Origin of the sequence: Streptomyces sp. NPDC048606, assembly GCF_040650855.1 — a bacterium.
GTDB lineage: Bacteria > Actinomycetota > Actinomycetes > Streptomycetales > Streptomycetaceae > Streptomyces.
Genome location: NZ_JBEZIB010000008.1, coordinates 34,888 through 58,197 on the forward strand (window position 1 = coordinate 34,888; position 23,310 = coordinate 58,197).

Below are 23,310 nucleotides of genomic sequence, written 5' to 3' on the forward strand. Positions count from 1 at the left end.
CCGTGACGAGGGGACGATCAGTCGAGGTAGTCGCGCAGCACCTGCGAACGCGACGGGTGGCGCAGCTTCGACATGGTCTTGGACTCGATCTGGCGGATGCGCTCACGGGTGACCCCGTACACGCGACCGATCTCGTCCAGCGTCTTCGGCTGGCCGTCGTTGAGGCCGTAGCGCATGGAGACCACGCCCGCCTCGCGCTCGGAGAGCGTCCCCAGGATCGACTGGAGCTGCTCCTGGAGGAAGGTGAAGGACACCGCGTCCGCCGGGACGACGGCCTCGGAGTCCTCGATGAGGTCACCGAACTCGCTGTCGCCCTCCTCGCCCAGGGGGGTGTGCAGGGAGATCGGCTCGCGCCCGTACTTCTGGACCTCGATGACCTTCTCCGGGGTCATGTCGAGCTCCTTGCCCAGCTCCTCCGGAGTGGGCTCCCGGCCGAGGTCCTGGAGCATCTGGCGCTGGACACGGGCCAGCTTGTTGATGATCTCGACCATGTGGACGGGGATGCGGATGGTGCGGGACTGGTCGGCCATGGCACGCGTGATCGCCTGGCGGATCCACCAGGTCGCGTACGTGGAGAACTTGAAGCCCTTGGTGTAGTCGAACTTCTCCACGGCGCGGATCAGACCGACGTTGCCCTCCTGGATCAGGTCCAGGAAGAGCATGCCGCGGCCGGTGTAGCGCTTGGCCAGCGAGACCACGAGACGGAGGTTGGCCTCCAGCAGGTGGTTCTTGGCGCGGCGACCGTCCTCGACGAGGATCTCCAGCTCGCGCTTGAACGCGGGCTTGTGGTCCTCCTCCTCTTCGAGCTTGTACTCGGAGAAGAGACCCGCCTCGATGCGCTTGGCGAGCTCCACCTCCTGCTCGGCGTTGAGGAGCGGCACCTTGCCGATCAGCTTCAGGTAGTCCTTGACGGGGTCGGCGGTGGCGCCGGCGACCATGACCGTCTGCGCCGGAGCGTCGTCCTCGTCGTCGTCGGACAGGACGAAGCCCTGGCCACCGGCCTTGGGCGCCTCCTCCTCGGCCTCATCGGCGAGGTCCTCGACGGCCCATTCCTCGCCCTCGACGGCCGGGTTCTCGGCGTCGTCGGCGTCCTTGGCACCGGCCTTCTTCGTGGCGGCGGTCTTCTTGGTGGCCGTGGCCTTCTTGGCGGCGGTCTTCTTGACCACGCGCTTCTTGGGCTCGGCGGCGGCCTCGACCGTCGTCTCGTCCCCGGCGGTGGTCGACGTGGCGGATATCGCCGCGGCGGCGGCCGCGGGGGCCGTGCTCGCCGCGGAGGCCTTGCGCGCGCCGATGGGGCGCGGCGCGGCGGCCGCCTTCTTGGTCACGGTGCGGGCGGGGGCGGCGGCTGCCTTGCGGGGCTTCTTGGCAGGAGCCTTGGTGGCGGGAGCGGCGCTGACGTGGAGGGCGACACCCTCCTCGTCCAGGACCTGGTTCAGGCTGCGCAGGACCCGCTTCCACTGGTCCACCGGGATGCGGCCGGCCTCGAAGGCCTGGCGCACGTCGTCACCGTTGATGTGACCCTGCTCGCGGCCGCGCTCGACGAGCGCGACGAGGGCCTCCGATTCGGCGATCTCCGGAGGGAACGTACGGGACGGGCTGAGCGACACAAGGAGCCTCTCGTTGCGAACAGATAGGAAGTGGGCGGGACATCATCGCGCGAACTCGGGAAACAGACCCGAGGGGGGTCTGTATTCCGGGCCGCGCGAGGACACCTGTCGGTTCATCGCACGCCCGAGTCGATTCGTTACGCGCTGAATTGAGTGACCTGCGCCACGCTGTGGCCGCGCAACCGGATCCGGCGTGGATCCGTCGGCTCCGGAGCCGCACGTTCCGCCGTGGTCCCCGTCACTCGGCCTTGCGGGCCTCGATCAGGAAACGGGCGGTGTGCGCGACGAACGGGCCTTCGCGCTCGATCCGTTCGTGGAGCTCGCGCAGCCGGTCCCGGTACTGCCCGACCGTGAAGCCGGGCACCATCCAGATCACCTTCCGTAGAAAGTAGATCACGGCTCCGATGTCGTGGAACTCGGTCCGCAACCGCTCGGAGCGCAACTCGACCACCTCCAGTCCCGCCTTCGTGGCATCGGCGACGGCGTCGTCGGGGTGCCGGCCGCGGCGGACCTCCTCGGGCTGCGGCCCCAGGAAGTACTCCACCAGTTCGAAGACGCTCGCCGGGCCCACCTGCTGCGACAGGTAGGTGCCGCCCGGGGTCAGCACCCGGGCGATCTCGTCCCACCAGATGGTCACCGGGTGCCGGCTGGTGACGAGCTCGAAGGCCCCGTCGCCGAAGGGCAGCGGCGGCTCGTCCGCGTCGGCGACCACCACCGCACCCAGCGGGTGCAGCAGGCGGGTCGCCTTCTCGATGTTGGGCGGCCAGGACTCGGTGGCCGCCATCAGCGGCGGCAGGGGGCCCGCTCCCGCGAGCACCTCCCCGCCGCCGGTCTGGATGTCCAGGGCCGAGCGGACGCCGGCCAGGCGCTCGCCCAGCAGCCGCTGGTAGCCCCAGGAGGGCCTCTGTTCGGTGGCCCTGCCGTCGAGCCAGGAGAAGTCCCAGCCGTCGACGGAGACGGATTCGGCCTCGGCGACAAGATGGTCGAAAGTGCGCGTCATGTATCGATCGTCCCAGGTCGGGCGCCGGTCATCCACCGGATAAGTCGACTACAGTGGGCGGCGGGCCGTGACTGGCGTTCGGGTGGATCACCACCGGGGAGCGGCCCGGCGTGCCTGACGTACGCCGACTGCCGCGCGCCTGGGCGAACCGCGATCCGCAGCGACGTTCAGGAGACCCCGTGACGACTGCCCAGACTGCCCAGCCCGCCACCACGGCCACCGCCGCCGCCCCGACCTCCGGCGCCCGGCTCATGGACGGCACCGCCCTCGCCCGCCGCATCTCGGAGCGGACCGCCGCCGTCGCCGCGAAGATCACCGAGCGCACCGGCACCGCGCCCTGTCTCGCCACCGTCCTGGTCGGCGAGGACCCCGCCTCCGTCACGTACGTGCGCATGAAGCAGAACCGTTGCGCCAAGGCCGGGATCACGTCCCGCCACGTGGAGCTGCCCGCCTCGACCACGACCGAGGAGCTCGTCGCGACGATCACCGCCCTCTCCGAGGACCCGGAGATCAGCGGCATCCTGCTCCAGCACCCCGTCCCGCACCACATCGACGAGCGCGCCGCCTTCGAGGCCATCGCCCCGGGCAAGGACGTCGACGGCGTGACCATGCACTCCTTCGCCGCCATGGGCTTCGGGCTGCCGGGCTTCGTCTCCTGCACCCCCGGCGGCATCATGCGCCTGCTGGAGGCCTACGACGTGGACCTCACCGGCAAGCACGCCGTCGTGGTCGGCCGCAGCGCCATCCTCGGCAAGCCGGCCGGCATGCTCCTGCTGGAGCGCAACGCCACCGTCACCTACTGTCACTCCCGCACGCGGGACCTGTCCTCGATCGTGCGCCAGGCCGACGTGCTGGTCGCCGCCGTCGGCAAGGCGGAGTTCATCCGGGGCGAGGACATCAAGCCGGGCGCCGTCGTGCTGGACGCCGGTTACAACGAGGGCAACGTCGGCGACGTGCACTTCGAGTCCGCCGCCGCCCGCGCCTCGCTCATCACCCCGGTGCCCGGCGGCGTCGGTCCCATGACCATCGCGGTGCTGCTGGAGCAGACCGTCCGGGCGGCCGCCGAGCAGGCCGGTCTGGACGTCGCGGAGCTCTGAGCCCGCGCGAGTCGCCCCGTACGCCGTACGCCCCGCACGCCGAACGCCCCGGACCCCTTCGGTCCGGGGCGTTCCGGCTGTCCGGGACCGCACCGGGGCCCGGGGCGCCGCCCGGTCTCCGGATTCCGGACCCCGCGCACCGCTGTGCGAACCCCGCACAAAAGGGCGCCGGGGCCCGTCCGTTGGATCGCGCAGGTGCCTGACGGACCGTCGCGGATGGCGGGTATCTTGTGCCCCGGGCTGCCGCAGCGCCCATGCCGCACGCTTTTGGGGGGATTTGTGATGGACCTGTTCACGCCACTCGACCTACCCGGTGGTAGCACCCTCCCGAACCGCCTCGCCAAGGCGGCCATGGAAGAAAGCCTCGCCGCCCAGCCCGGCCAGCTCCCCGACGCCCGCGTCGAGCGGCTCTACGCGCGCTGGGCCCGCGGCGGCTGCGGCCTCATCGTCACCGGGAACGTGATGGTCGACCGGCGGGCCCTGACGGCGCCGGGCACCATCGTCCTGGACGCCGACTCCCCCCTGGAGCCCTTCCGCCGCTGGGCGCGGGCCGCGGCGAGCGGCGGCGGCCGGGTGTGGATGCAGATCAACCACCCGGGCCGCCAGGTCGGCTCCGACATGCCCGGCACCGCCTGGGCCCCGTCCGACGTCGCCATCAGCCTGGGCAGACACACCAAGCGGTTCGCCCGCCCCACCGCCATGACCGAGGACGACATCGCACAGACCGTCGCCCGTTTCGCCGTCACCGCCCGCCGCGCCGAGGAGGCCGGCTTCCACGGGGTCCAGGTCCACGCGGCCCACGGCTACCTGCTCAGCCAGTTCCTCTCCCCGCTCGTCAACCGGCGCACCGACCGCTGGGGCGGCACCCCGGAGAACCGCGTCCGGCTGCTCACCGAGATCGTCACCGCCGTCCGCGAGGCCGTCTCCCCGGGCTTCGCCCTCGGCGTCAAACTCAACGCCGCCGACTTCCAGCGGGGCGGCTTCGACATCGAGGACGCGCAGCAGGTCATCAAGGTCCTCGGCGACCTCGGCGTCGACCTGGTCGAGCTCTCCGGCGGCACCGTGGAGAGCCCCGCCTCCCTCGGCCGCACCACCGACCGTCGGACCCTGGAGCGGGAGGCGTACTTCCTCTCCCTCGCCGAGAGCCTGCCCGCCTCCGCCACCGTCCCGCTCATGCTGACCGGCGGCATAGCCCGCCGCGCCACCGCCGAGCGGGTCCTGGAGCGCGGCTTCGCGGTCGTCGGCATGGCCTCCGCCCTGGCCCTGCGCCCCGACCTGCCCGAGCGCTGGCGGGCCGGCGAGGACGTACGGGTCACCGTGCCCCGGCTGGCGTGGAAGGACAAGGACCTGGCCGGCGCCGGGGTACTGGCCCTGATGCGCTTCCAGCTGGCCCGCCTGGCCCACGGCCGCGAGCCCCGCCCCACCGCCTTCCCGCGCTGGGTGTTCACCACCGACAGCCTGCGCCACCGCCGCCGGGTGCGCGCCTACGGGGCCTGGCTCGCCCGCGAGCCGGCGCCGCGCGCGGCGGCCCGCTGACCGCTCGCCCACGGCGGCGGCCCTCCGTACGGTCACGCGCGGGCCGCCGCCCGTCCGCCGCAGCGGGCGGCGCCGCGTGGCCTCTGTACCGGCCCGGCACCTCGCCGCGTCGCCGGACCGCCCGGCCACGTCCGGCACACGAGGCGCCCCTCCGCCTCGGACACCGCGCCGGGCCTACCGCGCGACCGGTCCGCCCCGCCGGGCCGCCGCGACGATGGGGGAGCGGCGGAACTCCCGGGCGAGCGCCGCCAGGGGCTGCCCGCCCAACCCGTACGGGGCCTCCGCGCCCGCCCGCGGATCCGGTGGGGGGCCGTGTCCGCCCGCCCGTTCGCCGGCCGCCCGCAGCCGGCAGGCGGCGGCCAGCATCGCGGCGTCCGCGACCACCCGGGCGGTCGCCTCCGCGTGACCCTGGCGGCGCGCGGCCTCGTAGGCCGCCGACCGCACGGCGGGGTCGAACCAGCCGACCAGGGCCAGCACCCCGTCGTCGATCACCGACTCGCGGTGGATCAGCCGGATCCCCACCGGGGACCACCACGTCAGCGGCACCGTCGTCACGCTGAGGGAGGCGAAGTCCCGCAGCGCCTTCCACAGCGGGCGCAGCCGCCGGTACTGCGCGAAGTCCCGCCAGGCGGCCGATCCGCCGATCATCGGCACGACGAACCCGGCGGCCATCAGCAGCGCCGCCGCCGAGGCCAGCGGCGGGGCCAGGTCCGTGGACAGCGCGTCCCAGTCGCGACCCGCCCAACGGGCCCCCACCGCCGCCCACTTCGCCGCGGCGTAGCCGAGGTCCAGCACCCCGCCGAGCATCAGCAGCCCGAGCCCCCAGCGCAGCGGCCGCAGCCCGGCGTCCAGCCGCAGCAGCCACTTCAGGGACAGCAGGGTCAGCGCGGCACTGCCCGCGGTGTGCGCGAGGAGGTAGCAGACGATCATCTCGCGCAGCCAGGGCGTGTCGGCGTAGTACGTGTCCAGGTCCCGCAGCCGCTCCACGGGCGCGTCCCCCAGCGCGAACAGCACGAAGATCGCCACGCACACGGTGCCGAACACCGCGACCGTCCACCGCGTCGCCCGCCGCAGCGCCTCCGGCGGACCGCCGGACCAGTGCAGGATCAGTACGACGGAGGCCCCCGAGAAGGCCGTCAGGAAGCCGTACACCAGCGGGGCCGCGCCGTTGACGATCCCGGTGACCCGGTTGACGGCGGCCAGCGAGGGCGGGGCCGCGAGGAAGGCGAGCAGGCAGCCGACGCCCAGCAGCGCGCAGACGGCCCGCATGATCGGTTGGTCGCGGCCGCGCCGCAGGTCCGGGGCCTTCACCAGCAGGGCGAGGACCATCACGGCCCCCGCCAGGTAGAGCGGCAGTCCCTGGTTCACCGGGCGCGGTCGGCGGGGTCGAGGCCGGCCACCGTCCGTTCGGCGGCCGTGAGCGGGGGCGCCTTCAGGGCGCCCCGCCCGGAGGCGCGCACCACCCGCCACATCAGCTCGGGGCGGAACCAGTGCGTGGGCGGACTGGACATGGTGATGACCTCCAGGAAGGCCGCGGTCAGCGGCTCCTGGGTGGTGGCCCCGGTCATCAGCCGGTTGACGTAGGCGTCGAGGAGCCCGGCCCCGGGTCGGGGCCGCATGCCCTCGGCGCCCGGGTACTTGATGTCCTGCGAGGTGGCGAGCTCCCACGCGGTGGCCACCTGCGGGGCGAGGGCGCGCTGCGCCGCGTTGCCGAATCCGGGCCGCGCGAGCCCCTCGGCGCGCAGCAGGGCGCGGACCGCGAGGAGGCCCCGGGCGGCGACGGTCATGCCCTGCCCGTAGAGGGGGTTGAAGGTCGCGACGGAGTCCCCGACGGCGAAGAACCCGTCCGGCAGGTCGGCCTTCTCGAAGAGGATCCGCCGGTTCGCGGTGCCCTGGGTGACGGCGACGTCGCCGAGCGGCTTCCGCCCTTCGAGGAGTTCGCCGACGATGGGGTGGCGGGTGCTCCGGGCGAACGGGACGAAGTCCTCTGGGTCGTTGGTGGGTTGGCCGCCCCGGGTGCCGGACAGGGTGGCCTGCCACAGGCCGTCCTCGATCGGCACGATCGTCGCGGTCCGCCCGGGTACGGGCACGCGCGGGTCGGACTGGACGTTGACGATGGGGAAGCCCAGGGCGTGGGCCCCTTCGGGCGCCTCGAACAACCGGGTCGCGTAGACCAGGCCGGAGTCCACCCCGGCCTGCCGTACGCCGGTCACGCCCAGCCCCTCCAGCCAGGACAGGGCCCGGGAGCCGCGGCCGCTCGCGTCGACGACGAGGTCCGCCGCGATCGGCCGGTCCCGCTCCTCGGGGGTGTCGACGCGCACACCGGTGATCCGCGCGGCCGTCCCCTCCAGGGCCCGCACCCGGCTGCGCTGGAGGGTGGTGACCCCCGGCAGGGAGATGACGCGGCGACGGACCACCGAGTCGAGGAGGTCGCGGCTGCACGAGACGCTGAACTGCCGCTCGCCGCTGCGCGGGAGCCACCCCTGCGCGGTCATCGTCACCAGGTCGGTGGGCAGGCTGCGGCGGATCGCGCCGGCGGCGGTCCACTCCTCGCCGACGCCCGGCAGGAGCGCCTCGATGGCCCGCGCCCCGCCCGACCACATGACGTGGACGTGGCGGGCCTGCGGCAGCCCGCGTCGGGGCGTCGGGGCCTCGGGCAGCGTGTCGGCGTCGATGATCGTGACCGTCGCGTGCTCGGCGAGGACGGCCGCGGCGAGCAGGCCGGCCATGCTCGCGCCGATGACGACGGCGTGGCGGGGCGGGGTGGTCTGGGTCATCGTGTGGTGCTCTCTGTCGGGCCGCGCGGAGCCGGCTGCGAAGGGGACGGTGGGGTGGCGGGGCCGCCAGGGGCGCGACGCGCGGGCCGTCCCCGGTCCGTCGGCGCCCCGGGCCGCGCCCCGCGGATCAGTGCCGGGCCCGGGGCGCCTTGATCCGACCGGGGCCCGCGGGCACGGTCCGGGGGCGCCGGCCGAGCGCGCTCCTGATCCGCTCGACCTCCTCGGGGAGGCTCTCCTGCCGGGGTGGCGGGAGGAGGGACTTGAGGATCTTGCCGAGGTGCAGGCCGAAGGTCTCGGCCCGGATCTCCGCGGGGTCCCCCAGGTCGGCGCGGGCGGCGGCCCGTCGCACCACGCCGTCCAGGCCCTCCTCCGAGCGCAGCAGTTCGGCGAGGTTCCCGTCCGGGCCGGTCAGTCGGGCGGCCACCGCCATCCCGGGACCGTGGCCGTCGCAGGTGTCCTCGGCGACGTGCCACAGCTCGTGGCAGGCGATGACGAGCTGGTGCTCGGGCCGCGTACGGGCCTCGATGACGACGAGGTCGCGGTCGTCCAGCTTGAGCCACAGGCCGCTGGCGGTGTCCGGCGGGAACGGCGCGAAACGGAAGTCCAGCGGCCGGCCCGCCCGGTGGCGCGCGAAGGCCGCGCAGAGCCCCGCGATGACCTCGGCGGCGCCGCCCGGCGGCTCGACGCGCGTGTGCGCCAACAGGTCGGCGCCGAGCCTGCGCATGGCCCGGGTGGTCCTCATCGCGCTTCCCCTTCACAGCTTCGGTCCGTGGCGGTGGGAAGGGCGGGCGACGGCGAAGGAGGCCGCAGCTGCCCCTCCCGGGCCAGCAGTTCGTCCAGGTAGTCGGCCAGTGACTTCCAGCCCGCCGGGGACAGCCGCCCGGCCCGGGTCACGATGCTCCGTACGTCGTGGGCGCGCAGCACCGCCAGCATCGGGTTGCCGTCCGCGGGTTCGGGCGTGCGCAACTCCCGCTCGATGCGGTGCAGTACGCCGCTCAGCGCCTCGGTGTCGTCGGCGAGCAGGAAGCCGCCCTCGACCCCGTAGAACCGCTGGATCCCGGCGGCGGCCGCCAGGTTGGGCAGGCCGTCGCCCCGGGCGAGCCGGGTCAGGGACTGCCCGGAGGCGTCGAAGGAGGCGGCGATGGCCGTCAGGGAGTGGGGCCGGCCGTCGGGCCGGGGCCGGGTCCTGCGCAGGTGCTCGAACCGCTGGTGCACCTGTTCCTTGAGGGGGAGGCGCGGCGGGTGCCCGTCGAGGGTGAGCCGGATGGCCTGCGGCGTGAGGCCGCTGAGGTGGGAGAGCCGGTCGAGGTCGTCCGGGGGGCCGGTGTCCTCCGGGCCCTGCGGGGCGGTGGCCAGCGCCCGTTCGACCGCGCTCTTGCTGTCCGCGAGCAGGAAACCCGCGTAGACCCCGAAGAAGCGCTGGACTCCGGCCGCGTGCCGCAGCCGCGGCAGTCCGGTGCCGGCGTTCAGCGGGCCGAGGGAGGCCCCGGGCGCCCGGAACTCCTCCGCGATGGCGGCGAGCGGCCACTCCCGGCCGTGCTTGTCCCGACGGGTCGCGCGCAGCAGCAGGAACCGCCGGTGCACCCGCCGGTCCAGCGGGGCCTCCACCGAGGTGCCCGCCACCACCCGGTGGACCAGCTCCGGTTCCACCCCGGAGAGCCGGCTGAGCCGCTCCACCGCGAGGACCTCCCGAGGGTCCTGTCCGCGCCGCCGGGCCAGCTCCGCCACGCGGTCCCAGCACGCGGCGAGGTCGCTTCGGGCGGCGTGCGGCATCCGCTGTTTCTCCGTACGTCGACAGGGCGTTCGAGTGCTTCGGGCTCCGTGCAGCGTAGCCCGGGGCCCCGACCCCCACCAGCGCATCCCCAACATTTCCCACGACGCGACCTCAAGAAAGGTTGGCACCCCCGGGCGTGGCCGCGGGCGGCCGGACGCGCGCGGCGCGGGCACCGCCCGGAGCCCGCGCCGGGCATGACCCCGGAGGTAATCGACCCGCGCCGGTGCCCGGCCGCACAGTGGTGCCGGCGGATCCGGGGGCGCGCACTCGCCCCCGGGACCGCCTCACACCGCCACCCCGACCTCGACGGAGGCTGATCCACGATGTCCGCGACCCTGCTCGGTACCCTCGCCCGCACCACCGCCCCCCGCACGGCGCTGCGCCGCTTCCTCGCGCTCGACTCCGTGGTCACCACCGCCAACGGCCTCGCCTACGCCGTCCTGCCCGCCCCGCTCGGCCGGCTGCTCGGCGTCGACCCCGGCCTCCTCGCGACGCTCGGCGTCGTCCTCGTCGCCTACGGGGCCGGCGTCGGCTTCCTCGCCTCGCGCCGGCGCCCGCCGGCGCCGGCGGTCAGGCTCGTGATCGAGACCAACTACGTCTGGGCGGCCCTCAGCCTGGTCTCCCTCTTCGTGTGGTTCGACGCGACGACGGCCGGAGCCGTGTGGATCCCGGCGCAGGGCCTCACCGTCGCCGGGTTCGCCCTGCTCCAGCAGCTCGCCCTGCGCTCAGTCACCGAGTGAGCGCAGGTACTTCACCGTCGCCGGGTCGGCCGGGAGCATCGTCTCGATGGCCAACTCGGCGACCGTCACGTCCATCGGCGTGTTGAACGTGGCGATCGAGGACACGAAGGACAGCACGTGCCCGTCGTGCTCGATGACCAGCGGCAGGGCGATGTTCGCCACCGGCTCCGCGGGCTCCGCGTCACCGGGGCGCTCCGCGACCGGATAGGCCGCCACCTCCTCGTACAGGGCGCGCAGCGGTTCGGAGCGGGCCAGCGCGATCTGCCGCTCCATCTGCGCCAGCAGGTGTCCGCGCCACTCCCGCAGGTTGCGGATCCGCGGCGCCAGGCCCTGCGGGTGCAGGGTGATCCGCATGGCGTTCAGCGGCGGTTCCAGCAGGTGTTCCGGCAGGCCGTCCAGGAGCATCGCGATGCCCCGGTTCGCGGCGACGACGTCGTACGTCGCGTCCACCACCAGGGCGGGGTAGGGCTCGTAGCCCGTCAGCAGCCGCTGGATCCCCTCGCGCAGGGTCTCCATGGTCGGGGCGTCCAGAGGTGTCCGCGCGTAGCGCGGGGCGTAACCGGCCGCGAGCAGAAGCGCGTTGCGCTCCCGTACGGGTACGTCGAGCCGGTCGGCCAGGCGCAGCACCATCTCCTCGCTCGGTCGGGAGCGGCCGGTCTCGATGAAGCTGATGTGGCGCGAGGAGGAGTCGGCGCGGCCGGCCAGCTCCAGCTGGCTGATGCCGCGCCGCTCGCGCCAGGTGCGCAGCAGGGCGCCGACGGTGGGCGGGGCGGCCCTGTCGGGCGTGATCGTCGTGCCGCTCGGGGCCTTCTTGCCGGTCATGACCGAGACGGTAGTCGAGGGCGGGCCGGTCGGCACCGCCTCACCCGAGGTCGAAGACGTTGGGCAGGCCCAGTCGGTAGCGCCACAGGTCGTGGCGCTTGGCCGGTTCCACCTCCGGCGCCCGGTACAGCGGGGTGATCGTGCAGCGCGCCGCCTTCGAACCATCCCGGTCCAGCAGGGCGTTGACGGCGGCGCGGGCCGAGGCGTTGGCCCCCTCCATGGTGGCCAGGTCGATGTCGACGGCGACGTAGTCCCCGCTGAGGAAGAGGTTCGGGATCCGGGTCCGGGCGCTGGGCCGGTGGTGCAGGGTGCCGGTGGGGTGGATGAGGAGCTCGTCCTCGTTGGTGGGGTTCGGGGTGCCCAGGCCGTCCACCCCCGGGTCCAGGAACCAGGAGTGCAGGGTCGCGTCGGACAGCACCGTCCGGCCGGTGTCGTTGAGGGCGGCCTTCAACTGCGCCCACACCTCGCGCGCCACCTCCTCGCGGGTGCACCGCCTGGCCGTCTTCCCGTACAGGATCCCGGGCCGGTCCCACTCCGAGACGTCCACCGACAGGCAGTCCACCACCGCGCCGTCCCCGTAGTCCGCCGGGAAGTCGCGGGCCGGCCAGTGCGGCGCCTGCTGGATCGCCGTCAACGACCAGGGGGAGTCGATGCAGTTGAGGTGCCCGTGGACCAGCGGCGCCCGGGCGGTCAGGTAGAACTGGATGCCGGTCATCCAGTCCGTCCGCAGGGCGTCGCAGCGCCCCAGCATCGGATCGGCGGCCCGCAGGGCGGCGCCCCAGGTGCGGCGGGCGTGCTCGACCGGCAACGCGCTCACGTAGTGGTCGGCGACGACGGTACGGGCCGTCCCCGTCTCGTCGGTGACGGCGACGCCGCTCACCCGGCCGCCCTCGCAGCGCACCTCCCGCACCGTCCAGCCGATCCGGAACTCCACGCCCAGCGAACGCAGCAGGTCCTCCCAGGGATCGATCCAGGCCTCGTTGGTGGGGAGGTTCAGGATCCGGTCGGGCGGGCCGTCCGCGCCCCGCCCCAACAGGTTGAAGACGAAGGCCTCGCCCAGGGTGCCCACCGTCCGGGTGGAGGCCTCCTCGGCCTTGGTCGCCACGATGTTGCGGGTCACGCCGATCGCGAGGATGCGCTGGTACTCGGTCGACATCCGCGCGGCGCGGGTGAACTCCCACCACGGGGTGCGCTCCCACTGCCCGTCGCGCCGCTCGTCGCAGCTGGTGAGGAAGACCAGGGCGCGGTTGACGAAGTACGCCGTCTCGTGCGCGGGCAGCCGCACCAGGGTCTCCATGATCCCGGTCAGGGCCCGCCGCAGCTCCTCGGGGGTCAACGAGGCGGGGGAGTGCTCCGGCCAGGGGATCGGCGCGCGCAGGTCCTCGCGGCCGCCGGAGCGGGCGAACATCATCTCGCGCGGGGCGACGAGGTTGTCCCACACCCCGTTCGCGTTCCCGGGGAAGGGGATGCGCCGCATCGTGTCGGGCAGGTTGTGGTAGATGCCGGGGATGAAGCGGAAGCCGTGCTCCGCCGGCAGCGGACGGCGCCCGCCCCGGGCGCTGCCGGGCACGTCCATGCTGCGGGCCTTGCCGCCGAGCGCGCGCCGTTCGTAGACGGTGACGGCGTAGCCGCGTTCGGCCAGTTCGTGCGCGGCGGTCAGTCCGGCGACTCCCCCGCCGAGGACGGCCACGGTGCGGCCGTTCGGCGGGAGGGGCGCGGGACGGGCGGCGGCCGGTCGGGCGGCGGGCGGCTCGCCGGCGGGCGCGGCCGAGGCGACGGGAGCCCCGAGGGCCGCCGTGGCGCCTCCGACCGCCGCGCCCGCGAGGAACGTACGCCTGGAACTGTCTGTGCGCGTCACGAAGGGCCCCCTGCGCGTCGGATGGATTACCGGCGGTAACAGTCACGTCCGGCGCAGGAGCATAGGGGCGGCGCCCCGCTCTCGGAAGGCTCGGAAGAACCCGCACGCACTATGGCGCGAAAGGGTTCCCAGGACGGCGCTGTGGGAACCTTGACTCCACGTCAACGGGAAAAGGGAGCCGGCGATGTCGAGCGAACCGCTGTCACAGAAGGAGATCGAGGACCGGCTGCGGGAACTTCCCGGCTGGGCCGTCGAGGACGACCGCCTCGTGCGCACCTACCGCCTCGCCGGGCACCTCGCCGCCGGCGCCCTCGTCGCGCACATCGTCGTCGTCCAGGACGAGTTGGACCACCACTCCGACCTGACGCTCGGCTACAACACCGTGCGCGTGTCGGTGAACACCCACAGCGCCGGCGACCGCGTCACCGACACCGACTTCACCCTCGCCGAACGCGTCGAGGCCCTGTCGCCGGCCCACGGCGCGAGCTGACCCGCCCGTACGGACGGCCCCCGCGCCCCGCCCGTACGGCGGGGGTCCCCGCGCCGCGCGGGGACCCCCGCCGTACGGGGGCGTGACGGGGCCGCCGGCTCAGGCCGGTTCCAGCCGCCACCACTGCGCGGGGGAGTCCGTGTCCTCGCCCTGCCGCACCCGGCCCTGCGCGTCGACCTCCAACGACAGCCCGCTGATGCCCGCCACCAGCGAGACGACCCCCGGATCGTCGAGGTGCTCCTCGACGATCCACTCCTGCGCCCCGAAGGCGTTGGCCCGCCACACCTGTACGCGCGCCCCGCTCTCCGTCGAGGCGTTCGCGACGTCGAGCCGCCTCTCGTTGTCCTCGCTCACCACGTGGAAGATCCCGCCGCCGCTGTGCGCCGGCGAGATCCGCCACCGGCGCGCGGCGACCGGCGCCGGCGGCCCGTCGGGCCCCACGCGCACCCGCGAGGCCCCCTCCAGCTGGAGCACCAGGCCACTGTCCACGTTGCGGATCCGGTAGACCCCCTCCGAAAGATTCACCTGCCCGACCTCACACGTCGAAGACGGCCGGGTCGGGCCCGATCCGCCGGCCGTCGGCGCCGAGCGCGTCCAGGGCCGCGAGGTCCTCGGCGTCCAGCTCGAAGTCGAACACGTCCAGGTTTTCCCGGATCCGCGACGGCGTCACCGACTTAGGGATCACGACGTTCCCCAGCCGCAGGTGCCAGCGCAGCACCACCTGCGCCGCGCTGCGGCCGTGCTTCGCCGCCACCGCCTCGACCGCCGGCAGTGTGAGCAGCTCCTTGCCCTGGCCCAGGGGGGACCAGGCCTCGGTGACGATGCCCAGCGAGGCGTGCAGGGCGCGCAGCTCCTCCTGCGGGAAGAGCGGGTGCAGCTCGATCTGGTTCACGGCCGGGACCAGCGGGCTCTCGGCGCCCAGCCGTTCCAGGTCCGCCGGGCGGAAGTTCGACACGCCGACGGCCCGGGCACGGCCGCTCTCGGCGATCTCCTCGAAGGTCTTCCAGATGCGCAGGAAGTCGTCGCGCATCGGGCGCGGCCAGTGGATGAGGTACAGGTCGACCCCGTCCAGGCCCAGCTTGTCGAGCGAGTCGTCGAAGGCGCGCAGCACCTCGTCACGGCCCCACCGCTGCTTCGGCCCGTTCCACAGCTTGGTGGTGACGAAGAGTTCCTCGCGCGGCAGGCCGGAGGCGGCCACCGCCTTGCCGGTGCCCCGCTCGTTGGCGTACACCGCCGCCGTGTCGATGCTGCGGTAGCCCGCCTCCAGGGCGGTCGCGACCGCCCGCTCCGCCTCGTTGTCCGGGACCTGCCAGACGCCGTAGCCGAGTTGGGGCATCGTGATGCCGTTGTTGAGCTCGATGGTGGGGACCTGGATCACGTCGGGTCGTTCCCTCGGGGTCGATGCGGTCGTGGCCCGGCCGCGGGCCACGGTGTACGAGGGGCGACAACCGGCCCCTCGTACACCGTATTCCCGCCACCCGCGACCGCGCCCGCACGCCCCCGCGCGCGCCCGGGCGACGTGCCGTACGGGCGGGGCTCACGCCGTGCCGAGGTAGGCCTCCCGCACCCGCGGATCCGCCCGCACCTCGGCCGGCGTCCCCTCCGCGAGGACCGTCCCGAGGTCCAGGACGACGACCCGCGCGCAGAGCTCCATCACGAAGCCCACGTCGTGCTCGACCAACAGCACCGCGCAGCGCTCCTCGTCGGCGAGCCGCCGCACCATGCGGGCCAGCCGGGCGCGCTCCGGCCCCGACAGGCCCGAGGCGGGTTCGTCGAGCAGCAACACCCCCGGCGGATCGGCCACCGCCCGCGCCAGCTCCACCATCCGGGCCTGCCCCACCGGCAGCCCGCCCGCGTACGCCGCCGCGAGTTCCCCCGCCCCGCACTCCGCCAGCAGCCGCCCGCCCCGCTCCCGGCGGGCCCGCTCCCGCGCCCGCCGCGCCGGCAGGGCCAACAGGTCGGCGGCGAGTCCGCCCCCACCGCCCCGCCACTCCTGGGCGACCAGGACGTTGTCGGCCACGCTCAGCTGCCCGAACAGCTGCCCGCGCTGGAAGGTCCGGCGCATCCCGTGCCGGGACCGCCACACGGGGGAGCGGCGCGTGACGTCGACGCCGTGGAGCAGCAGCCGGCCCCGGTCGGGGCGCCGGATGCCCGACAGGACGTCGAACAGGGTGGTCTTCCCGGCCCCGTTCGGGCCGATCAGCCCGCACACCTCGCCGGCCCGGACCCCGAGGTCCACCCCGGTCAGGGCCCTGACCCCGCCGAAGCGGACGTCGACCCCGCGCGCCTCCACCACCCAGCCGCTCATGTCCCGCTCCCCGTCGCCGTGCCCTGGCCCGTGTCCGTGCCCTGGCCCGTGTCCGTGCCCGTGCCCGCTCCGGACCCCGCCGCCAGTCCGAGGTAGGCCTCGGTCAGCCGGTCCGCCTCCACCTCGGCCCGGGGACCGCACCACGCGACCCGGCCCCGCGCGAGGTAGGCCACGGTGTCCGCGACCCCGAGGATCCCGGCGGCCTTCTCCTCCACCAGCAGCAGCGCGCAGCCGGCGTCGCGCAACTCGACCAGCAGCGCGTACACCTCGTCCACGACGCGCGGCGCGAGCCCGAGCGAGGGCTCGTCGGCGATCAGCACCCGGGGCGGGCGCTGCAACAGCGGGGCCAGCGCCAGCATCTGCTGCTCCCCGCCCGACAGCGCGCCCGCGACCACGGCGCGGCGCTCCCCGAGACGGGGGAAGCGGTCGTAGACGGCGGCCCGCCCGTCGGCCTCCGGCAGGCGCAGGGCGAGGTTCTCCTCGATGGTGAGGGAGGGGAAGATCCCCCGCCCCTCGGGGGCGAGGAGCACCCCGGCCCGGGACCGCCGTACGGCCCCGTCGCGGGTGGCGTCCCGTCCCGCGACCCGGACCGCCCCGCCCGTGACGGGCAACAGGCCGGCGGCCACCCGGCAGGCGGTGGACTTCCCCGCCCCGTTGGGGCCGAGCACCGCGAGGATCTCCCCGTGACGCACGGCCAGGTCGACCCCGTGCAGCACGGTGCCCCCGTCGTAGCCGGCGCTCACCCCGCACAACTCCAACGCCGCCCGTACGCCGCCCCCTCCGGCACCCCCGTCGCCGCCGTCCCGCTCCCGGGCCCGGGGCACGTCCGGGGCGCCACCGCCCCGCCACCCCCCGGCCGGGACGGTCTCCACCGCGCGCCCGCCCCCGCCGTCTCCTCCGGAGGCCTTCCCGCCACCCGCACCGCCTCCGGTGCCGTGCCCGGCCCCCGTCGGCTGCCCGGGTACGGAGCCGGCCCCCCGTCCCGTCCCGGCCCCGACGGCCTCCTCGGCTCCGGCCGGCCGGCCCGCCCCGGCGAGGGCTGCCGCGCGGCGTTTGGCGCGGCGGAGGGCCGGGGCCGCGCAGTAGCCGTCGGGGTCGTTGGCCAGGGCCAGGCCCGCCAGGACGAAGAGGATCACCGGGAGGTGCGCCGACTCGGTCACCCAGTCCGCCATCAGTCGCGGCGCGACGGCGAACACCAGGCCCGCCACCACCGCGTACTGCGGTCTGCGGACCCCGGCCGCCACCACGACCGCCAGCCACACCAACCCCGTCATCGCGGTGAAGTCGGTGGCGGTGATGCGGGTGTTGTACGAGGCGTACAGCACGCCCCCGAAGCCCGCGAGCCCCGCCGACAGCGTGAACAGCAGCAGCTTCGTCCGCAGGACGGAGACCCCCGAGGCCATCGCGGCGGCCGGCGCCGACCGCACCGCCAGCATCGCCCGCCCCGACGGGGAGTTCCGCAGCGCGCTCAGCCCCGCCGCCACCACCGCGACCAGCACCACCAGCGCCACGCCCAGGGCCCGGTCGTCGGAGAGGTCCACCGGCCCGAACACCGGCCGGGGGATCGGCCAGCCCGCGTCCCCGCCCCGCAGCCACCGCATCTGGAACAGCACCTGGTCCGCGAGGAACGCCAGCGCCAACGTGGCCAGCGCCAACGACCGCCCCCCGAGCCGCAGCGCCGGCAGCGCGACCACCGCGCCCAGCGCCGCCGCCACCAGGGTTCCCGCCACCAGCGCCGCCCCGAACGGCCAGCCCCGGCTCATCAGCACCCCCGCGACCAGCGCGGCCCCGGTGACGAAGGTGGCCTGCGCCAGCGAGACCATCGCCCCGAGCCCGGTCACCACCGTGAAGGACAGGAACACCAGGGAGACGGCCAGGCCCTGGGCGAGCAACCCGCTCCAGAACGGGGTGGTCACCGTGTAGAAGGCCACGCACAGCAGCCCCGCCGCCACCGCCCACACCCCCCAGCGGCGGCGCCACGAGGCCCCGTCCAGGGGGTCGACCGGCGGGGTCTCCACCGCCGAGACCCCGGCCGCGCGCGCCCGCCGGGTCAAGGCCAGCAGCCCCCCGAAGAGGATCAGGAACGGCACCGCCGTCCGGAAGCCGGTGATCCCCTCGGCGAACGACGCGTACCCGGCGACGAGGTTCTGGACCACGCCGAGCCCCAGCCCGCCGGCGAATGCGAGCGGTACGGAGGCGAACCGGCCGATGACCGCCGCCGTCGCGGACACGAACAGGAACAGGGTGAAGTCGTGCGCGGACAGCCCCAGCAGCGGCGTCGCCAGCACCCCCGCCAGGCCCGCCAGCCCGGACGCGATCATCCACGCCAGCGACGACAGCCGGTCGGCGCTGATCCCGCGCAGCTCGGTCAGCGAGCGGTTGTCGACGGCCGCTCGCAGCAGCAGCCCCGTGCGGGTGTGCCGCAGCAGCACCCACAGGGCCACCGCCACCACCGCCGTGACCACCCAGGTGATCAGCTGGTCGGAGTCGACGCCGACCCCCTCGGCGAGCTGCCAGGACCGCGCCGGGCTCGGTCCCACGCCCGGCAGCCCGAACTGGTTCTCCGCCGGTTTCACCGGGGCGCCGGCCGCGTCCAGCAGTTCCACGATCCACAGCCCGGCCGCCGGCAGCGCCACCAGCAGGCCGATGGTCGCCACGATCTGGGCGCTCTCCCCGACCCGTGCCAGCCGGCGGAACATCAGCCGGTCGAGCCCCCAACCGAGCCCCGGGGCCAGGACGCACACCACCACCAGCGCGGCCGGGACGGCGGGCCAGCCGAGCCCGGAGTGCAGCTCGTGGAAGGTGAGCGCGCACAGGTAGGCGGTGGCCCCGTGCGCGAAGTTGAACAGCCCGGAGGCCGAGTACGACAGCACGAGGCCGGTGGCCAGCAGCGCGTACAGGGCGCCGGAGACCAGACCGCTCAGCACGAAGACGAGCAGATCACCCATGCCGGGTCCCTACTTGAAGGGGATGGGATCGTGGCAGGTGAACGGGACGGAGACCTCGTACGCCCCGTTCCTCAGCTGGACGAGCGCCCCGCAGCCGAAGCTGTCCTTCTGCCCCTTGGGCAGCGTCCGGGCGCCGACCAGGGTGTCGGTGTCGGAGAAGCTCTGCGCGGCGTTCTGGAAGTGGGTGGGGGTGAGGTCCCGGCCGGCCTTCTGCGCGATCGACAGGAAGAGGTCGGCCGACATGTAGCCGGTCAGCATGTGCATGTTCAGCGGCACTTCCTGTCCGCCGGAGGCCGCCCTGATGTCCGCCTTGAACCGGTCCATCTTCGGGTTCGTGGACTCGAAGGGCTCGAACTGGAGCAGGACGTGCACCCCGTCGAGGGCCTGGCGGGTGGCGTCCTTGGCGAGCAGCCCGGGGTCGTAGTCGGTGGGGTCGGACAGGACGCCCTTGTAGCCGCCGCGCTTGAGGGCGGTGAACAGGCCGATGTTGTTGGGCGTCTGCATGACCGAGACGACGGCGTCGGGGGCCCGGCCCCCGGCGCTGCCGAGGATCTCCTTGACGTACGCCGACCAGTCGCTCGGCACGGCCGTCGCGGGCACGGAGGCCTTGGCGTAGGCCACCTCGAAACCGGCAGAGGCGAAGCCCTGCTGGAAGGTGCGCACGCCGAACTTCCCGGCGTCGCTGTCGTTGGCGACGATCGCCACGGACTTGCCCCGCGCTCCGCCGAGGATCTTGGCGATGCCTTCGGGCCAGGTCTGGTTGATGGTGCCGCCGGGGGAGGGGACGAGGCAGCCGTTGAACCCGTAGATGTACTTGGGGCCGCAGAAGGACGGCAGGGTGCCCCAGCCGAAGGTGGGGACCTTCTCCTGTTCCAGGAAGTCGGCGCCGGAGAAGGTGACCGAGCTCATCGGGGCGACGGCGAAGACCTTGTCCTGCTGGACCAGCTTGCGGGCGGCCGCCATGTTCTTGCCGGGGTCCTGGCCGTCGTCCTCGGCCCCGATGTAGTCGATGCTGCGCCCGTGGACCCCGCCCTCCGCGTTGGCCCGCAGGTAGCGTGCCCGCGCGCCGAGGTCGGTGTCCTTCTTGCTGTAGCCGCTCGAACTGGTCATCGACACGATGCCGCCCACCTTGATCGAGGTGTCGGTCACCCCCCGCGCGGGCGCCGTGGCGTCCCCGGGCTTGCCGGGATCGGTCCCCCGGGAGGGGGAGTTGCAGGCGGAGACGAGCGCGAGCGCGGCTGCGGCCACGGCCAGAGCGCGGATAGGTCGCGACATGTGGGATCCCCTCCGGTTGGAATCCCCGCATTCTGTGCGCGACCTGACGCACCGTCAATATTCGCGACAAGGTGAAGTGACGCATCGTCAGAAACGGTGCGGGGTCACGGTGGCCCCCCGGCCGAGGGCCGGGTCAGGAGGGGTACAGGTCGGTGATCTCCCGCGCGTAGGCCTTCTCGATCGCCCGCCGCTTCAGCTTCAACGAGGGCGTCAACAGGCCGCGTTCCTCCGTGAACTGCTCCGCCAGCACCCGGAAGGCGCGGATCCCCTCGGCCTGCGAGACGAGCGTGTTGGCCGCCACCACCGCCCGCCGCACCTCCGCGGTGAGCGCCGGATCGCCCACCACCTCCGAGGCGGTGCGCTGCGCGAGGCCGCGCATCGACAACCAGTGCGCTATCCCCTCCATGTCCAGGGTCACCAACGCCGCCACGAACGGCCGGTCGTTGCCCACCAGCACGCACTGCGCCACCAACGGGTGGGAGCGGACCCGCTCCTCCAGGGCGGCCGGCGCCACGCTCTTGCCGTTGGAGGTCACCAGGATCTCCTTCTTGCGGCCCGTGATGGTCAGGTAGCCGTCCGCGTCCAGCCGCCCCAGGTCCCCGGTCGCCAGCCACGCGCCGCGCAGCACCTCCTCCGTCGCCCGCGCGTCGCCCAGGTACCCGGAGAACACGTGCGGGCCGTGCAACCACACCTCCCCGTCCCCGGCGATGTGGACCGTGCAGCCCGGGATCGGCAGCCCCACCGTCCCGTACTTCGTCGCCCCCGGCGGGTTCGCGGTCGCGGCCGCGCTGGACTCCGTCAGCCCGTACCCCTCGTACACGGTGATCCCGGCGCCGTCGAAGAACAGCCCCAGCCTGCGCGACATCGCGGACCCGCCCGACATCGCGTGCCGCACGCGCCCGCCCAGGGCCTCGCGCACCTTCCCGTACACCAGCCGCTCGAACAACTGGTGCTCCATCCGCAACGCCGCCGTGGGGCCCGGCCCCGTCCCGAACGCCTTCTGCTCGCGGGCCTCCGCGTACCGCACGGCCGTCTCCACCGCCCGGTCGAAGGCGCCGACGCGCCCCTCCGTCTCCGCCTTGCGGCGGGCCGCCGCGAACACCTTCTCGAAGACGTGCGGAACCCCCAGCACGAAGGTCGGCCGGAAGGCGGCCAGGTCCGGCATCAACTCCGCCGCCGCCAGCACCGGCTGGTGCCCGAGCTTGACCCGGGCCCGCACCGCCGCGACCTCGACCATCCGCCCGAAGACGTGCGCGAGCGGCAGGAACAGCAGCGTCGAGGGCTGCTCACCGGGCCCCGCCCGGAACACCGACTCCCACCGCGCCACCATCGTGTCGGCCTCGAACATGAAGTTCGCGTGGGTGAGCACGCAGCCCTTGGGCCGGCCCGTCGTCCCCGAGGTGTAGATGACTGTCGCCACCGCGTCGGGCGTCACCGCCCGCCGGTGCCGGTGCACGAGCCCCTCGTCCACCGTCCGACCGGACTCCACCAGCCCCTCGACCGCACCCGCGTCGAGCTGCCACAGCAGTCGCAGACCCGGGAGCCGCTCGATGACCGAACCGACGGTCATCGCCTGGTCCTCGTCCTCCACCACGCACCCGGCGCAGGAGGAGTCCTGGAGGATCCAGTGGACCTGGTCGGCGGAGGACGACGGGTACACGGGGACCGGCTGCGCGCCGATCGCCCACAGCGCGAAGTCGAACAGCGTCCACTCGTAGCGGGTGCGCGACATGACGGCGACCCGCTCCCCGAACCGGATCCCCTGCGCCAGCAGTCCCTTGGCGAGGGCCATCACCTGATCGGCCAGCTCCGCCGAGGTCACGTCGCGCCAGACCCCGCCCGTCTTGCGCCCGAGCACCACCCGGCCCGGATCCTGCCCGGCGTACTCGAACACGCAGTCGGCCAAACCGCCGACCGGCGCGGCTGTGACCAGGGGTGGGACGGTGAATTCGTGCGGCATCCCGCTCCTCTCCGTGCCGGGCGCCGCGACGCTACCCCACCGGCCCCGGCCCCCGGCACCCCCCGGGAAACCTCCACAAGATCTTCCCGGCGGCCGGGCCCGCCACGCGCCCCGACCGCAAGCGCCCCGACCGCAAGCGCCCCGACCGCAAGCGCCCCGACCGCAAGCGCCCCGACCGCAAGCGCCCCGGCCGCAAGCGTCCCGGCCGACCGTCCTACGCCGGCCGGCTGAGGCGGTCGCCACCCGCGAGGACCGCCGCCGCGAGGGCCTCGGCGGCCGGGGTGGGCCGGTTCCCCTGGAGCAGCGCGAACTCCACCGGACCCAGCTCCGGCAACCCGCCCACCCGGACCAGCCCCGGCGGGATCAGCCCCCGCGTGTGGGCCATCACCCCGAGCCCGGCGCGGGCCGCGGCGATCAGACCGCTGAGGCTGCCGCTCGTACAGGCGATCCGCCAGGCCCGGCCCTCCCGCTCCAACACCTCCAACGCCCGCGCGCGGGTGATCCCCGGCGGCGGGAAGACGATCAGCGGCACCGGGCGCTCCGGGTCCACCCGCAGCCCCTCCGCCCCGATCCACACCATCCGGTCCCGCCACACCAGCCGGCCCCGCTCGTCCCCGGGCCCGCGCCGCTTGGCCAGCACCAGGTCCAGCCGGCCCGCGTCCAACCGCTCGTGCAGGGTGCCCGACAGCTCGACCGACAGCTCCAGGTCCACCTCGGGGTGCTCGTGCCGGAACCCCTCCAGGATCTCCGGCAACCGGGTCAGCACGAAGTCCTCCGACGCCCCGAACCGCAACCGCCCCCGCAGCCGCGTCCCCGTGAAGAAGGCCGCGGCCCGCTCGTGGGCCTCCAGGATCGTCCGGGCGAAGCCCAGGAGCGCCTCACCGTCCTCCGTGAGCGCCACGCTGTGCGTGTCCCGGGCGAACAGCGGCCGACCGGTCGCCTCCTCCAGCCGCCGCACGTGCTGGCTCACCGTCGACTGGCGCACCCCCAGCCGGTCGGCGGCCTGCGTGAAGCTGAGCGTCTGGGCCACGGTGAGGAAGGTCCGCAGCTGAACCGGGTCGTACATACCGCGAGCCTAAGCCCTGCCATCGCCGAACGTGATGACAGTCAGTGCGGTA

General features: G+C 74.2%; 19 protein-coding genes and 1 riboswitch. Of the genes, 4 read left to right on the forward strand and 15 right to left on the reverse strand.

Annotation, left to right across the window (positions count from 1 at the left end; genetic code table 11):
• Positions 1 to 17: 17 nt before the first annotated feature.
• Complete coding sequence (locus AB0D01_RS10860; RefSeq protein ID WP_363054782.1) at positions 18 to 1,607, reverse strand: RNA polymerase sigma factor; 1,590 nt, start codon at positions 1,605 to 1,607, stop codon at positions 18 to 20.
• A gap of 238 nt (positions 1,608 to 1,845) precedes the next feature.
• Positions 1,846 to 2,607 (reverse strand): methyltransferase domain-containing protein, encoded by a 762-nt coding sequence (locus AB0D01_RS10865; RefSeq protein WP_363054783.1) that lies wholly within the window; start codon positions 2,605 to 2,607, stop codon positions 1,846 to 1,848.
• Between the two features lie 57 nt (positions 2,608 to 2,664).
• Positions 2,665 to 2,759, forward strand: a riboswitch (ZMP/ZTP riboswitch).
• Between the two features lie 99 nt (positions 2,760 to 2,858).
• Between AB0D01_RS10865 and AB0D01_RS10870 the strand changes: the two genes are divergently transcribed.
• Together AB0D01_RS10870 and AB0D01_RS10875 are read left to right on the forward strand one after the other, a co-directional pair.
• Entirely contained in the window at positions 2,859 to 3,704 is an 846-nt protein-coding gene (locus tag AB0D01_RS10870; protein ID WP_363054959.1) for a bifunctional 5,10-methylenetetrahydrofolate dehydrogenase/5,10-methenyltetrahydrofolate cyclohydrolase, read from the forward strand.
• 282 nt (positions 3,705 to 3,986) lie between these two features.
• Positions 3,987 to 5,240: an NADH:flavin oxidoreductase/NADH oxidase family protein gene (locus AB0D01_RS10875; RefSeq protein ID WP_363054784.1), complete on the forward strand. Its 1,254-nt coding sequence runs from the start codon at positions 3,987 to 3,989 to the stop codon at positions 5,238 to 5,240.
• A 174-nt stretch (positions 5,241 to 5,414) separates the two neighbouring features.
• Here the strand turns inward: AB0D01_RS10875 and AB0D01_RS10880 are convergent, their stop codons facing one another.
• The 4 genes from AB0D01_RS10880 to AB0D01_RS10895 all read right to left on the reverse strand — a co-directional run bounded on the left by AB0D01_RS10880 (position 5,415) and on the right by AB0D01_RS10895 (position 9,790).
• Complete coding sequence (locus AB0D01_RS10880) at positions 5,415 to 6,608, reverse strand: MAB_1171c family putative transporter (protein ID WP_363054785.1); 1,194 nt, start codon at positions 6,606 to 6,608, stop codon at positions 5,415 to 5,417.
• On the reverse strand, positions 6,605 to 8,017 hold the full coding sequence (locus tag AB0D01_RS10885; RefSeq protein WP_363054786.1) for a pyridine nucleotide-disulfide oxidoreductase: 1,413 nt from the start codon (positions 8,015 to 8,017) through the stop codon (positions 6,605 to 6,607). The genes AB0D01_RS10880 and AB0D01_RS10885 overlap by 4 nt, the downstream gene beginning before the upstream one ends.
• 127 nt (positions 8,018 to 8,144) lie before the next feature.
• Positions 8,145 to 8,759 carry a toxin-antitoxin system, toxin component gene (locus AB0D01_RS10890; protein WP_363054787.1) on the reverse strand — a complete coding sequence of 205 codons (615 nt, stop codon included), beginning with the start codon at positions 8,757 to 8,759 and terminating at the stop codon, positions 8,145 to 8,147.
• Positions 8,756 to 9,790, reverse strand: coding sequence for a hypothetical protein (locus AB0D01_RS10895; RefSeq protein WP_363054788.1), 1,035 nt, complete (start codon positions 9,788 to 9,790; stop codon positions 8,756 to 8,758). Before AB0D01_RS10895 ends, AB0D01_RS10890 begins: the two co-directional genes overlap by 4 nt.
• A 324-nt stretch (positions 9,791 to 10,114) precedes the next feature.
• Between AB0D01_RS10895 and AB0D01_RS10900 the strand changes: the two genes are divergently transcribed.
• Complete coding sequence (locus AB0D01_RS10900) at positions 10,115 to 10,531, forward strand: hypothetical protein (RefSeq protein ID WP_363054789.1); 417 nt, start codon at positions 10,115 to 10,117, stop codon at positions 10,529 to 10,531.
• Here AB0D01_RS10900 and AB0D01_RS10905 read toward each other — a convergent pair.
• Together AB0D01_RS10905 and AB0D01_RS10910 are read right to left on the reverse strand one after the other, a co-directional pair.
• The gene (locus AB0D01_RS10905) at positions 10,517 to 11,353 is read right to left on the reverse strand and encodes a helix-turn-helix transcriptional regulator (protein ID WP_363054790.1); all 837 of its coding nucleotides are present in this window, start codon (positions 11,351 to 11,353) and stop codon (positions 10,517 to 10,519) included. The two genes, AB0D01_RS10900 and AB0D01_RS10905, sit on opposite strands and share 15 nt — an antisense overlap.
• Positions 11,354 to 11,393: 40 nt before the next feature.
• The gene (locus AB0D01_RS10910; protein WP_363054791.1) at positions 11,394 to 13,211 is read right to left on the reverse strand and encodes an FAD-dependent oxidoreductase; all 1,818 of its coding nucleotides are present in this window, start codon (positions 13,209 to 13,211) and stop codon (positions 11,394 to 11,396) included.
• A 184-nt stretch (positions 13,212 to 13,395) separates the two neighbouring features.
• On the opposite strand from AB0D01_RS10910, the gene AB0D01_RS10915 reads away from it, so the two are divergent.
• On the forward strand, positions 13,396 to 13,701 hold the full coding sequence (locus AB0D01_RS10915; protein ID WP_363054792.1) for a 4a-hydroxytetrahydrobiopterin dehydratase: 306 nt from the start codon (positions 13,396 to 13,398) through the stop codon (positions 13,699 to 13,701).
• Between the two features lie 99 nt (positions 13,702 to 13,800).
• On the opposite strand, the gene AB0D01_RS10920 is transcribed toward AB0D01_RS10915, so the two are convergent.
• The 7 genes from AB0D01_RS10920 to AB0D01_RS10950 all read right to left on the reverse strand — a co-directional run bounded on the left by AB0D01_RS10920 (position 13,801) and on the right by AB0D01_RS10950 (position 23,258).
• Positions 13,801 to 14,226: an RICIN domain-containing protein gene (locus AB0D01_RS10920; RefSeq protein ID WP_363054793.1), complete on the reverse strand. Its 426-nt coding sequence runs from the start codon at positions 14,224 to 14,226 to the stop codon at positions 13,801 to 13,803.
• A 10-nt stretch (positions 14,227 to 14,236) separates the two neighbouring features.
• Positions 14,237 to 15,079 (reverse strand): aldo/keto reductase, encoded by an 843-nt coding sequence (locus AB0D01_RS10925; protein ID WP_363054794.1) that lies wholly within the window; start codon positions 15,077 to 15,079, stop codon positions 14,237 to 14,239.
• 159 nt (positions 15,080 to 15,238) lie between these two features.
• Entirely contained in the window at positions 15,239 to 16,009 is a 771-nt protein-coding gene (locus AB0D01_RS10930) for an ABC transporter ATP-binding protein (RefSeq protein WP_363054795.1), read from the reverse strand.
• Complete coding sequence (locus tag AB0D01_RS10935) at positions 16,006 to 18,957, reverse strand: ATP-binding cassette domain-containing protein (RefSeq protein ID WP_363054796.1); 2,952 nt, start codon at positions 18,955 to 18,957, stop codon at positions 16,006 to 16,008. The genes AB0D01_RS10930 and AB0D01_RS10935 overlap by 4 nt, the downstream gene beginning before the upstream one ends.
• A 9-nt stretch (positions 18,958 to 18,966) precedes the next feature.
• A complete protein-coding gene (locus tag AB0D01_RS10940; RefSeq protein ID WP_363054797.1) occupies positions 18,967 to 20,232 on the reverse strand; it encodes an ABC transporter substrate-binding protein in 1,266 nt (421 codons plus the stop codon).
• A gap of 133 nt (positions 20,233 to 20,365) precedes the next feature.
• A complete protein-coding gene (locus tag AB0D01_RS10945; protein WP_363054798.1) occupies positions 20,366 to 22,192 on the reverse strand; it encodes an AMP-binding protein in 1,827 nt (608 codons plus the stop codon).
• A 214-nt stretch (positions 22,193 to 22,406) separates the two neighbouring features.
• Positions 22,407 to 23,258 carry a LysR substrate-binding domain-containing protein gene (locus AB0D01_RS10950; RefSeq protein WP_363054799.1) on the reverse strand — a complete coding sequence of 284 codons (852 nt, stop codon included), beginning with the start codon at positions 23,256 to 23,258 and terminating at the stop codon, positions 22,407 to 22,409.
• Between the last annotated feature and the right edge of the window lie 52 nt (positions 23,259 to 23,310).

Bases quoted from the DNA above. Each gene is read 5' to 3' on its own strand.
- AB0D01_RS10865 (WP_363054783.1), bottom strand. From the start codon at position 2,607: ATGACGCGCACTTTCGACCATCTTGTCGCCGAGGCCGAATCCGTCTCC.
- AB0D01_RS10870 (WP_363054959.1), top strand. From the start codon at position 2,859: ATGGACGGCACCGCCCTCGCCCGCCGCATCTCGGAGCGGACCGCCGCC.
- AB0D01_RS10875 (WP_363054784.1), top strand. From the start codon at position 3,987: ATGGACCTGTTCACGCCACTCGACCTACCCGGTGGTAGCACCCTCCCG.
- AB0D01_RS10885 (WP_363054786.1), bottom strand. From the start codon at position 8,017: ATGACCCAGACCACCCCGCCCCGCCACGCCGTCGTCATCGGCGCGAGC.
- AB0D01_RS10890 (WP_363054787.1), bottom strand. From the start codon at position 8,759: ATGAGGACCACCCGGGCCATGCGCAGGCTCGGCGCCGACCTGTTGGCG.
- AB0D01_RS10895 (WP_363054788.1), bottom strand. From the start codon at position 9,790: ATGCCGCACGCCGCCCGAAGCGACCTCGCCGCGTGCTGGGACCGCGTG.
- AB0D01_RS10900 (WP_363054789.1), top strand. From the start codon at position 10,115: ATGTCCGCGACCCTGCTCGGTACCCTCGCCCGCACCACCGCCCCCCGC.
- AB0D01_RS10905 (WP_363054790.1), bottom strand. From the start codon at position 11,353: ATGACCGGCAAGAAGGCCCCGAGCGGCACGACGATCACGCCCGACAGG.
- AB0D01_RS10915 (WP_363054792.1), top strand. From the start codon at position 13,396: ATGTCGAGCGAACCGCTGTCACAGAAGGAGATCGAGGACCGGCTGCGG.
- AB0D01_RS10930 (WP_363054795.1), bottom strand. From the start codon at position 16,009: ATGAGCGGCTGGGTGGTGGAGGCGCGCGGGGTCGACGTCCGCTTCGGC.
- AB0D01_RS10935 (WP_363054796.1), bottom strand. From the start codon at position 18,957: ATGGGTGATCTGCTCGTCTTCGTGCTGAGCGGTCTGGTCTCCGGCGCC.
- AB0D01_RS10940 (WP_363054797.1), bottom strand. From the start codon at position 20,232: ATGTCGCGACCTATCCGCGCTCTGGCCGTGGCCGCAGCCGCGCTCGCG.
- AB0D01_RS10945 (WP_363054798.1), bottom strand. From the start codon at position 22,192: ATGCCGCACGAATTCACCGTCCCACCCCTGGTCACAGCCGCGCCGGTC.
- AB0D01_RS10950 (WP_363054799.1), bottom strand. From the start codon at position 23,258: ATGTACGACCCGGTTCAGCTGCGGACCTTCCTCACCGTGGCCCAGACG.